General features: G+C 32.3%; 7 protein-coding genes. 1 reads left to right on the plus strand and 6 read right to left on the minus strand.

What is annotated here, in order from left to right; all coding sequences use genetic code 11:
- Positions 1–50: 50 nt before the first annotated feature.
- From ACWNT5_RS06280 to ACWNT5_RS06295, 4 genes are all read right to left on the minus strand, one after another.
- The gene (locus ACWNT5_RS06280) at positions 51–899 is read right to left on the minus strand and encodes an alpha/beta hydrolase family protein (protein ID WP_299609888.1); all 849 of its coding nucleotides are present in this window, start codon (positions 897–899) and stop codon (positions 51–53) included.
- The gene (locus ACWNT5_RS06285) at positions 896–3,631 is read right to left on the minus strand and encodes a PD-(D/E)XK nuclease family protein (RefSeq protein WP_299609886.1); all 2,736 of its coding nucleotides are present in this window, start codon (positions 3,629–3,631) and stop codon (positions 896–898) included. The genes ACWNT5_RS06280 and ACWNT5_RS06285 overlap by 4 nt, the downstream gene beginning before the upstream one ends.
- Before the next feature lie 75 nt (positions 3,632–3,706).
- Positions 3,707–5,101, minus strand: a complete 1,395-nt coding sequence (locus ACWNT5_RS06290; RefSeq protein ID WP_299609883.1) for an OmpA family protein — start codon at positions 5,099–5,101, stop codon at positions 3,707–3,709.
- 284 nt (positions 5,102–5,385) lie between these two features.
- Positions 5,386–8,538, minus strand: a complete 3,153-nt coding sequence (locus tag ACWNT5_RS06295; protein ID WP_456516908.1) for a UvrD-helicase domain-containing protein — start codon at positions 8,536–8,538, stop codon at positions 5,386–5,388.
- Between the two features lie 198 nt (positions 8,539–8,736).
- Between ACWNT5_RS06295 and ACWNT5_RS06300 the strand changes: the two genes are divergently transcribed.
- Positions 8,737–9,345, plus strand: a complete 609-nt coding sequence (locus ACWNT5_RS06300) for a superoxide dismutase (RefSeq protein ID WP_299609878.1) — start codon at positions 8,737–8,739, stop codon at positions 9,343–9,345.
- Positions 9,346–9,614: 269 nt separating this feature from the next.
- Here the strand turns inward: ACWNT5_RS06300 and ACWNT5_RS06305 are convergent, their stop codons facing one another.
- Positions 9,615–11,513: an amidophosphoribosyltransferase gene (locus tag ACWNT5_RS06305; protein WP_299609876.1), complete on the minus strand. Its 1,899-nt coding sequence runs from the start codon at positions 11,511–11,513 to the stop codon at positions 9,615–9,617.
- 104 nt (positions 11,514–11,617) lie between these two features.
- Entirely contained in the window at positions 11,618–12,547 is a 930-nt protein-coding gene (locus ACWNT5_RS06310; RefSeq protein ID WP_299609874.1) for a PfkB family carbohydrate kinase, read from the minus strand.
- Positions 12,548–12,800 lie beyond the last annotated feature (253 nt).

Raw genomic sequence — 12,800 nt, forward strand, 5'->3', positions numbered from 1 at the left:
AATAAACGAAAAAAAGTTTAATAGATTTTATTTTTTAACCTCAATTCCTGTTAAAATGAAGTAAATTCTATGGATTTTTCAGTAATTATTGTTAAATCTTTAGGCATTTTATGGTGGTTCCAAGGATGTTTTGCTCCAAAAACATGATCTGCCTCATTAACCAAGAACAACTCACTTTTTGGATTCCATGTGTGTATTTCTTTTGCTTCTTGAACATCAACTGTAGGATCGGCAGTACCATGAATAATCAAATGAGGGATTCTGATATTCTTTACAGCCCTAGCGATAGTAAGTCTCTCTTTATTTTCTTCATAAGAGGTATAAAACTGAAATTCGTGTGGCATTTTTTGCTTCGTTCTCCCATTCTCGATATAATATATTCCTTCTTTCTTCCAACGGTCAAATACCTCTCCTTTTGGGAACCTACCTTCATAATCTGAAACACTAGCCCAAGTAATTAATTTTGAAACTCTTATATCTTCTGAAGCTTTGATTGCCGTAATCCCACCAGCTCTGGAATGCCCTATGAGAATGATTTTTTGAGTATTGATAAACTTTTTGTATAAAGAATCTGAAGCGGCAACCCAATCTAACACCGAGGAAAGATCATCTAACTCGATCAGATAATTATTCTTTCCGAATGCATCTAGATCAGGAAAATCTATAGGTTCTTCTGTCGTTCCGCCATTATGAGAAAAATTAAATTTTATAAAGAAAAAACCTGCTTCCGCAAAATTCTCCGCAACCAAATCCCAAGCTCCCCAATCTTTAAAGCCTTTATAGCCATGACAAAAAATTACTACAGCTTGTTCCTTTTTCGTATCATCATAAAATACATCTGTAAGAATTGGTTTGTTATGTTTTCCTTGTACTATCTGATTCTTTACTTTTGTTATCATATTTCTTTTTCTATAAAGGGAAGATCCAAATTAGAGATTTCTGAGATCAATTTTTTAAGTTCGAGTAAGTATTCCTGAAATACTTCGGATGTAATTTCATAATCTACTTTACCTCTTACTGATGTTTTAGTTCCAAATTTCAAAAACCCTTCTTTAAGATTTTTGAATGAGATAATTCCTGCTTTAAACGGTTCTGATGCGCTATTCTCATTATATTGCATATAAGCATATGCCAATACTTGCACAGCCTTACTATATTTATAATCTTCTGTAAGTACGTTCCAATCCATTAATACTACATCGCTTTTCTGAACTTTTCCAGTTTTATAATCTATAATTCTCAGTTCTCCATCTAATTCGTCGATGCGATCCACTTTTCCTTTTATAAAAACAGGAAAATCAAGCTCAGGAATCTTGAGTTGAGTTTTCAAGTTACTTTCAATTGCTATAATTTTTAATGTTGATCCTGATTTTAATAACTTCTCTTCAGACTTTAAGAAATTATAGATATATCTCTTAGCTACTTCAAAAATTAGCAAATTTTTACCTTGTGTAATATCTAATTTCGAATACTCTTTACGAAAATGATATTTGATTTCTGTATCAATCTGGGCTATCATTGCAGTAATATCTTGTACAGAAACTAGTTTATTCTCTAAGGGTTTATATAGATTTTCTAGTGTGTTATGTATTACCGTTCCCAAAGTATTTGCCGCAATCGTTTCTTCTACCTGATCACTTTCTTGAATTCCTAATACATATTTATAATAAAATTCTATAGGATTCCTAATATAAGTAGTCAAAGCAGAGGGAGATAATCCATTAAGCGCTAATTCCTTTATTTTAGCAAGAATAGTCTGGTCTTTTTTTATAGTAATTGGTTCTGCTTGTAGTTTAGGTATCTCGGAAGATGCTATATAATTGGATATATTATGATTATCAATCTTGTCTATCTCTAATTGATACACAAACCTACTTTTTTCTCCTCCACCAACTCCTTCGTCCTCGGTATTATAAATGAGATATACTTTTTTTGCTCTCTGAATTAAGCGATAAAAATGGTAGGTATAAATTGCATCTTTTTCCTTATATGTTGGCAGATTGTATGCCCTTTTAAGATCATAAGGTATGAAAGAATTCATGTTTTTCCCAGCTGGTAACACACCTTCATTAACAGAAGTGATAATTACCGTCTCAAAATCTAAACATCGTGATTCTAGCATCCCCATTAATTGTAACCCTCTAAAAGGCTCACCTCTAAAATCCAGTGTGTCTGAATTCACAACATCCTTATACAAATAATATAAAGATGCTATGGTATTTACATATTGATATGTGCTGCAAAGTGTCAGTAATCTATTAAATACAAGATGAAAATGATAGACATACTCAAGTTCCATCGAATTTTGCTCCTTGTCTAGATCCCCTTTCAATAGTTGAATGATTTTTCTGCAATTTTCTATAGCGTCTTGTGCATTTTTCCAAGGAGAAAAAAGCAATTCTATAAGCTCTTTTTTAGCTTCAGCTATATCGTCTTGAAGCTTTTCTAATGATATATATACTAAATTCTCTTTGGTAATTTTACCAATAAGATGGTTTCTTACATTACCTAATAACCACTGCGAAGCTTGATTATTTAATACTTCCAAAACTAGTTTATAATACAAGCCTTTAGGGTGAGTTGCTTTATGAAGGGTAAATAATAACTCAAAAAAAGATGAAAGAGGAACCTCTTTCAAAGGTAATCCCATGGTAATATTTAATGAATCAATAGAATCTGGCAATGAATTAAGTACAGGTAACAACAATGATTCATCTGCTAATACCAATGCTGTTTTTTCCAAGTCCTTTTGGGGAATACCGTTTAATATTTTACCTGCTAACTTTGCTTGCCCCACATTCTTAGGAACACCAATAAGATTTATCTCTTTATTCGATGAAAAATTATCTCGTATCCATTTAAAAGGATGTTCTTTGTAATAGTTCCAGTTGTTCTTATAATCTCTTAAAAACAAGGAAGCTTCATGATATCTATTATCTACAAAAAACGAATCTGCATCCCAGTATATATCTGCAATATTAGCTTCTAACAGGGATTGAAAAATAATCTGTTCGGCGTTATTTAGCGCATTAAAACCTACTAAAACATGTTTTTGTTTGGTGTGTTTTATATAATCTGATATATTTTCTGAGGCTCTTCGATACAACAAACCTTGATAACCCACTTTCTTTTTCAAAAGCTTATCTTTAAAATTGTTGTAATAATCATATAGGTTGTTCCAAAAACTTATGTATTTCTGTATAAGTTCTGTTTTCTCCTTTTGAAGATACCAATGGTTTAAATCTTGAATACTGGATAGATAAGAAAAAAAGCTTTTTTGATCTATACAATACCTATCGATTTCATTAAAGTCTTGTATGAGTGTTTGCGCCCAACTACTAAATACTTCTAAATTTTCTTTATCGAGATGCGTATGCGTAGTAAGATAGGTTTCATAGAAATCAAATAATGTTTGGATAGTATCTATCTGGCGTAATCCCGATAATTGAGTAATAAATTCTTCTATACTTAATATAATCGGAGCAAAAAATGTTTTATCTACATGCCTTTTTAATAATTCTCGTTTGAGAAAAAGTCCTGCTCTTTTACTAGGAAGAATAAAAATAAGATTACTTACATTATCATCCTTTTTTTCGATCTCTGATATGACTTCTTTTAAAAAACTATCCACTTACTAAAAATAAAAAACGTCCCGAATAATCGGGACGTTTTGTATATGTATTTATTAATACTTACTAAAGAATAATTACTTTACTAAGTTGATCTCTACACGTCTGTTTTGAGCTCTACCTTTTCTTGTTTTGTTAGAAGCGATTGGTCTGTCTTCTCCGTAACCAACAGCAGATAATCTAAACTGATCGATACCGTTACTAGTTAAGAAGTTCTTAACAGCGTTAGCTCTAGCATCAGATAATCTTTGGTTAGCTTTAGCAGCACCTTGGCTATCAGTATGTCCTTCTACTGTAAACTTAGCAGTTGGATACTCTTTTAAGATACCAATGATATCATTTAATACTTTAGTAGACTGATCTTTAATAGTAGATTTACCAGAATCAAATAATACTTGAGCAGCGTACTCATTTAATGTCTTTTGGATTTCTTCAGTTACCTCAGGACATCCGTTGTTAGCTACAGTACCAGCAACATCTGGACAGTTATCATCTTTATCTAATACTCCGTCACCATCTTTATCTTGGTAAGGACATCCGTTGTTTGCTGCAGGACCTGCTTCATTTGGACAACCATCTTTAGAATCAGTGATTCCATCACCGTCTGCATCAGGACATCCGTTTAAGTTAGCTAAACCAGCAACTGTAGGACACTCATCTTTAGGATCAGGGATTCCGTCACCGTCAGTATCAGCACATCCATTAAATTCTGCAGTACCAGCAACATCTGGACAGTCATCTTTAGCGTCAGTGATTCCATCACCGTCAGTATCAGGACATCCGTTAAATTCTGCTAAACCAGGAACGTCGATACACTCATCATCTTTGTCGAATACACCGTCTCCATCAGTATCTTTACCTCCGAAAGCGAAAGTAAGACCAGCAGAGTGTTGGAAGTGAGTTGGAGGATAAGCTCCAGTCTCGTAATCTTCGAATACATGCTTATAAGTAGTTTGTAAATTGAAAGCTAAGTTTTCAGTTAACCAAACATTAACACCTAAAGAACCATTTAAAGTTCCAGCACCAATCTCATCAACCCAAGTGTAACCTCCACCTACACCTAAGTAAGGATCGAACCATTTAGATTTTAAAGCGTTTTTGAAGCTATAGCTAATTCTACCGTCAGCAGCGTAGTATGATAAATCATCAACGGTTACATCAGTTCCGTCAGCTGTTTCTCCAAATTTGTCAATTCTGTTAACTGTACCTGCAACGGTAAATGTAAATCCATCTCCTATATATCTACCAACAGATAATTTAGAAACAGATGGAAGAATATTCCAGTGGTCACTAGCGTTAAAAAACTCGTCAAAGATCTCCCCTTGTACAGGTAAATCTCCTCCGGTAGGAAATATATCAACAGCATTAACGCCAATCGATACAGCCCAAGGGTTGTTTTCATCCTGTGCATTCGCAGTACTAAACCCAAGTACTAATAACGAAGCCACTAAAAATCTGCTAAGATGTTTCATATTCAATAATTTAATTTTTAAGTGTTAATTAGAGCAAATGTAATATGTTAAAAATTACTGTCAAAGACAAAACTAATAAATTTTTCTTAATAGGCCAGTGTCTATCGACCTTTGCGAAGTTTTTAAGGTTTAATTTTACCTTATCAAGAACCCCTCAAATGTGAAAAAAACCACCTAACTAAGTAAAATTTAACGCTATAATTTTCTTAATTACGCTACAATTATAAGATAAAAATATTTTTTATCCGTAAAATTCTACTAGTAATTGCGAAAATAATTGTTAATTAAACATATTTTAGAATGATTTTATCGTTGAAATACACTAAAATCTTATTTTCCACTTCATATCCCATTTGTTGAAGCAGAAAACCGTACGTTTCTATTTGTTTTGAATGTGCCGAATTATATTCTCCCGTTTTGTAATCCAGTATTGTTGCTTTATTCTCGGAATTTATTTGCACTCTATCTGGTCTATATATATTACCGCCTGAAATAATATCTCTTTCATTTAATATGGTATACTCTTCAGAAAAATATGTACTCAACTCAGGATGTTCAATAACCTTTTTAATATCATTATATATTGAATTCTTCTCTAGATGGTTAATTAACCCTGTTTCGAAAGCCTTTTCTACCGCTTCATCAATATCTCCATGAGTAACAATAGAAGCCATCATTTCATGAATAATGTTACCTTTTTCTATAGCTGTTTCTTGATCTGTTTCCCAAAGTTTGCCAGCATTAGTTACAATATTTACTTTATATTTCTTTTTAGAACTTTGTAAATTACTAAGTGTAAAGTTTTTTGTTTTAGTGCTATCTAATTGTTCTTCTTGAAACGGTTTTTCATCTATTCCAAAAGTATAAATAGATTCTTCGTCATTCCATTTGCCAATATGTTTTAGATAATTGATAAGCTTACCAGAAAATTTATTCGGATTGGTTTCTCCTTTAGAATTTATTTCAGTTTTAGAAATAACATACAATTGCTCTTCTGCTCTTGTTAATGCAACATATAAAAGATTAAATGCATCTAATTCCAATTGGGATTCACGTTCCTGAACTATTTTTGCTCCTTTTGTTCCCAGCTCGGATAATTCCTTATTGTAACTTATAAATACCTCCTCGAAAGCATTGAAGTCTTTTTTTGATACTGGCAACCAAGATTTGGGCTCAATTTCTCTATATATGTCGATATTCGCATATGGATAAATCACACAAGGAAATTCTAATCCTTTGGATTTATGTATGGTCATAATTCGAATCGCCTCTTCTCCTTCGGGAGCTATGATACTTAACTTTTCCTTTTTCTGTTCCCAATATGACAAAAACCCAATGATACCTTCAGCTTGTTTTTGAGTGTATCCAAAAACCGTGTCTAAAAAAAACTGAACATAAGCAGGCGACACCTTAGATAACTCGAAAGAGTTAATGATATATTCTACCGCTTCATAAAAAGGTTTGATTTCTAATTGATAAAAGCTAAAATCAATTCCTAAAATCTTCAATTCATCACAGAATTCTTGCCGACTATTAAAAATCAATTTATCAAAAAAACTATGTTTTTGTGTAATAGAGAATTGCTCTGCAATAAAATATAAGACATTAGTTTTAGCAGAAAGCTCATGAGGGTATATGAACCAGGTAAGCATATTCACAATAAAACCAACTCTTGGATCATTTTTAAGCAACAAGGTTTCGGAAGAAACAATAGGAACGCCTTTTTCAGTTAGAAAATCTGCTATTAACGTTCCTTCTTTTTGTTTTCTTGTTAAAATACAAATTTCATTTAGCAGATATCCTTTTTCTTGCAGCTCTAAAACATATTCATATACTTTTTCTGGATAAACCTCATTTTCCTCTGCAATATTATTAGCCGAAATAAAAGAAAGATGTACAAAACCTTTTTTCTTAGTATTATACTCTTGATTATTCCCTAATAGGTATAATTTTTTGTGAAGATCGTTACTAAAGTCATTAGATAAAAAGGTAAAGAAGTCATTATTGAATTTTATGATTTCTTGATGGCTACGATAGTTTCTTGGTAAATTTAGAACCTGTTTTTCTTGTACCGAAAACGGATTATGATCTAATGACAAGTCAATAAACTGTTCTGCTTTTCCTCCTCGCCACCTGTAAATTGCTTGTTTAGCATCGCCAACAATTGTTACCTGACCTCTTTTACCACTTAACGTTTCTGAAGAAATTGCATTATCAATTAATGGTATTATATTATTCCATTGCAATTCGGAAGTGTCTTGGAATTCATCTATAAAATAATCTCTATATCGTTCTCCTAGACGTTCGTAAATAAAAGGTGCAGGTTGATCTTGAATGGCCTCACTAATAATTTTATTAAATTCAGAAATTAATAAAATACTTCTTTCTTTTTTTATTTCCTGAAGTTCTTTATTAATAAGATTTAGTACAGAAAGGGGAATTAGATTTCTGATAATATTATCATACAACTTTATATGTACTATTTGCTCTTTTGTGCCTAAAAAAGCACGTTCGATATCATCCCGAAGACCGTCTATACTTTTCTTTTTGTAATCCTCTAACTTAGCATTGTAGAATGATGCAGACTGAATATTTTGTTTCCAAGCGGCTTTAAAATCAACTTTTAAGTCTCCTTCTGCTAATTTTTTAAAATGCCCTGGAACTGACCCTCTAGTAAAATCTTTATGTTGTAGACCTTGCTCTTCTATTTTTTTCAAAATATCTTCAGAACTCGAAATAATATCCGTTTTTAATTCAGAAATTTTTTGTCCCAGACTTTTCTTAAAACTTTCGAAATCCTCAGAGGTTTTTTGAGCAAGTTTATCCAGATGCATTCTATCATTCTCACTAAACAATAGGCGCGCTACTTTGTTTAATTCTACAGTAATATCCCAATTTTTATCGTCTTCCAATTTACTAAGCGCAAAATCGATAATAATATCTGTTAACATTTTATCGTCACCAACCTTAGCAATTACAGCATCCACGGATTCTTCAATCAAGGATTCTGTATCCATTTCAATTTCAAAATTCATAGGAATCCCTAAATCCCGAGCAAAAGTGCGGATAACTCTATGAGTAAAGGTGTCAATAGTGACAATATCAAAAGCAGCATAATTGTGTAAAATACTTTTTAGAATTCTATCTGATTTTTGTTTTATGATATGCTCTTCAATTTTTGTTTCCTGAACAATATCATTTAATAAGTATTCATATTTAGCTACTGGATTTTCCTGACTTATTCCAACAAGATTTTCTAAAACTCTTGTTTTCATTTCTGCAACTGCCTTATTTGTAAAAGTAATTGCCAAAATATTCTTATAAGTATCCTTAAATTCTCCTGTTAAAAGAGCTATTAAGTAAGCTTTAACCAAAGTATAGGTTTTTCCAGCTCCAGCAGCAGCATTATAAATTGTAAAAGGGTACTTAGAATTCAATAGTTTGTTTTTTTACTAAAGTATCAAAAAAGACTATTTTTCAAACATGAATCACTCGTAAAAATGAATTAGACTACGATATTAATCAATGAAATGAAAAAATTTTGATTTAATTAATTTATAACAAATATTAATTTTTATTCATAACTCTTATTCCTAACTTTGGTTTCATTTTTCTTATTAACTAAAAAATAGATTATGTCATTTGAATTACCAAAATTAAACTATGCCTTTGATGCATTAGAACCTAATATAGACGCACGAACAATGGAAATTCATCATGATAAGCATCATGCTGGATATACAAGTAAATTAAATGCTGCTATTGCTGGTACAGATTTAGAAGGCAAGACTATAGAAAATATCCTTATCAACCTTGATATGTCTAACGGTGCTGTTAGAAATAATGGTGGAGGATATTATAATCACTGCTTATTCTGGGAAGTAATGTCTCCGAACGGAGGAGGAGCTCCATCTGGAGAACTTGCAGAAGCTATCAATAGCGCTTTTGGTTCATTTGATGCATTTAAGGATGCTTTTTCTAAAGCAGCAGCAACACAATTCGGTTCTGGATGGGCATGGTTATGTGTTCACGAAGGAGGTAAAGTAGAAGTATGTGGAACTCCTAATCAGGATAATCCATTAATGCCTAATGTAGGTTGTGGTGGAACTCCAATTCTTGGCCTAGATGTATGGGAGCATGCATATTACTTAAATTATCAAAATCGCAGACCAGATTATATTAGTGCATTCTTTAATGTAATCAACTGGGATGAAGTTTCAACTAGATATGCTCAAGGGAAGTAATATCTAATATATACTACAAAACAAAAAGAGTCATAATAATGTTATGACTCTTTTTTTATATATCAATTTTTACAAAATGTTCTAAAATAAAAAAAGGTGGAAAGTCCACCTTTTTTTGCCCCAAATCTACCATGAACTTAACCTACTTATGCTATGGCTCTGCTAATATAAAGCGTTATTTCAATGTGGAAAAATGTTTTAGATGAAAAGCCAAAATACTTGTTGAAATACACAAATTAACTGATTTTAACAACAAGATATTTTATTTTTTAATAAGCTCTTTCATCTTTTCCTTCGAAAAAGTTTATAAATGCCTTATTTACAACTCGATTCCCTCCTGCAGTAGGATAATCTCCAGTAAAGTACCAATCGCCAAGGTTTTTAGGACATGCCTTATGAAGGTTGTCCACGGTTTGATAGATAATTTTTATTTCTGCGCCAACAGTCTCATCACTTAAAAGTTCTGCAATTTTATCACTTATTTCCTGATCTGTGAACCCTTCATATATTTCTTTTACAAAATTATGAACTTTTTCATCTGCTAAGTTTTCTTGTGCTTTACACTTTTTATAAACTTCTTCTACTAAGCTATAATTGCCATTCTCTTTTAATAACTCTAAAGAAGCCTTAAAAGCAATTAAACCTTCTAGTCTGGCCATATCTATTCCATAACAGTCTGGATAGCGTATTTGTGGTGCCGAGGATACAACTATAATCTTTTTCGGATTTAACCTATCAAGCATTTTAATAATACTCTTTTTAAGCGTCGTTCCTCTAACTATACTGTCATCTATAATCACCAAATTATCTTCCGACTTTACCACCCCATATGTAACATCATATACGTGTGCAACTAAATCGTCTCTACTACTATCCTCAGTAATAAAGGTTCTGAGCTTAGCATCTTTTATTGCCAATTTCTCGGTTCTTAATCTTGCAGATAGTATTTCGGATAAACGTTCATCAGTGAGCGAATCTTTTTCTGCAAGAATCGTCTCGTTCTTTTGTTTATTAAGTTCATCTTGGGCTGCTTCTACCATTCCGTAGAATGAAGTTTCGGCAGTATTTGGAATAAAAGAAAATACAGTATTTACGGTATCATGGTCTATTTCTTTTAATACCTGTGGCATAATAAGCTTACCAAGATTCTTTCGTTCTTTATATATTTCTGCGTCACTACCTCTAGAAAAATAAATACGTTCGAAAGAACAAGCTTTTCTTTCTAACGGATCCATAATTTTACTTATAGATGTTTTTCCATTTTTCTTAACTATAATTGCCTTACCAGGGTCTAATTCGATTACCTGATCAAAAGGAACATTAAATACTGTTTGAATAACAGGTCGCTCGGAAGCTACCACGACTACTTCATCATCTTGATAATAATAAGCGGGTCTAATTCCTGCTGGGTCTCTAAGAACAAATGCATCTCCATGACCTAACATTCCTGCCATAGCATACCCTCCATCCCAATCTTTAGAAGATTTCTTTAAAATTTTAGCAACGTTTAATCGCTCTACGATTTGTGGAGAAGCATCTACCTTACTGTATCCTTCTTTCTTAAGCTTTTTATATAACTTGGCAACTTCAGAATCCAAAAAGTGACCAATTTTTTCCATTACTGTTACGGTATCCACATGATCCTTAGGATGCTGCCCTAATCTCACCAGATTTTCAAATAAGACATTATTATTTGTCATATTAAAATTACCTGCGACGATAAGATTACGATGCATCCAATTATTTTGCCTTAAAAAAGGGTGCACACTTTCTACACTATTTTTACCAAAAGTCCCATAACGCACATGCCCTAAGAGAACTTCTCCTATATATGGTATGTTCTTTTTTTGTAAATCAACATTATCCGTATACTCCGGATGCTCTACAAGCTCTTTGTTAATTCGATCATTAATCTGTGAAAAAATATCCTGAATAGGCTGGGAAGCACTTGATCGAACTCTACTTATATATCTTTCTCCAGGCGGTCTGTCTAATTTAATACTTGCAAAACCAGCACCATCTTGTCCGCGATTATGCTGTTTTTCCATCATGAGGTACATTTTATTAACTCCGTAAAATGCACTACCATATTTCTCCTTATAATACTCTAATGGTTTCAGTAATCTTATAAATGCTATTCCGCATTCATGTTTTAAGGCATCACTCATTGTATTCCAAAAATTCTATTGTTGTGTTGTAGTAGGTTTGCTCTAAATAAATCATTAATTAAAAAAAGCCCTCACTAAAATCGAAAAGGGCTATTTATTGTAAACTATGATAATTCTATTTCGAATTGTGTTAGCTCTTTAAATTGTTTAAGTCGCTTTTGAACTTCGTCCCTTTCCAAATTTTCCATTCTTTCTGTTCCAAATTTCTCTACACAGAACGATGCTAAATTGGATGCGTGAATAATCGCATTTTTCATATTCTCGAAAGAAAGGTTTCCTGTTTTGGTTAAATACCCTGCAAAACCTCCTGCAAAAGTATCACCTGCTCCTGTAGGATCAAAAACCTCTTCTAATGGCAATGCTGGTGCAAAGAAAATTTGGTCTTTATGAAATAATAAAGCCCCATGTTCTCCTTTTTTAATCACCACATATTTAGGACCCATTTTTTCTATTGCTCTTGCAGCTTTTACCAAAGAGTACTCTCCGCTTAATTGCCTTGCTTCCTCATCATTTATGGTAATAACATCTACTTTAGAAATAACTTTATGCAAGTCATTTATAAAAGCATCCTCCATCCAAAAATTCATAGTATCTAAAATAGCCAACTTAGGCTTCTCCTTAAACTGTTCTAAAACACTAAGCTGTACCAACGGATTTAAATTTCCTAATACTACAATCTCCGCATCCTTATAATTTTCTGGAACCACTGGTTGAAAATCTGCTAATACATTTAGTTGAGTCTCTAATGTATCTCTCGAATTCAAATCATTATGATATTTACCACTCCAGAAAAAAGTTTTACCTCCTTCTACGATTTCTATTGCAGATGTATCAATATTTTTCGCTTCTAATGTTTTAAAATAATCCTTAGGAAAGTCTTCTCCAACCACAGAAACTATTGCAGATGGAATGTTAAAGTTGGAAGCAGAAAGTGCAATGTACGGAGCAGCTCCGCCTAATATCTTATCTGTTTTGCCAAAAGGTGTCTCAATAGCATCAAAAGCAACGGAACCTACAATAAGTAATTTACTCATAAAATAGCTTAATAATTTTTTGCAAATATACGCTTTACTTTTTACTAAAAACTTTAAAACGATTACTTAGATATTATGTCCTTTTTTATCCAACTAAAAGCTTTGTATAAACCTTTTTTATGTTACATTGCGGCTCATATTTATTTTGAATAGTTTTTGTGGATATGCCATAATGATTTTATGTTAAAAACTTCTTTTCTTTCAAAAAAACTTGGATTCCTACTAAAATAATGTTAAATTTGTCATAACTTTA

This window comes from Aquimarina sp. 433 (assembly GCF_054054605.1).

Coding starts and splice junctions, on each gene's coding strand:
- ACWNT5_RS06280 (WP_299609888.1), bottom strand. CDS start 899: ATGATAACAAAAGTAAAGAATCAGATAGTACAAGGAAAACATAACAAA.
- ACWNT5_RS06290 (WP_299609883.1), bottom strand. CDS start 5,101: ATGAAACATCTTAGCAGATTTTTAGTGGCTTCGTTATTAGTACTTGGG.
- ACWNT5_RS06300 (WP_299609878.1), top strand. CDS start 8,737: ATGTCATTTGAATTACCAAAATTAAACTATGCCTTTGATGCATTAGAA.
- ACWNT5_RS06305 (WP_299609876.1), bottom strand. CDS start 11,513: ATGAGTGATGCCTTAAAACATGAATGCGGAATAGCATTTATAAGATTA.
- ACWNT5_RS06310 (WP_299609874.1), bottom strand. CDS start 12,547: ATGAGTAAATTACTTATTGTAGGTTCCGTTGCTTTTGATGCTATTGAG.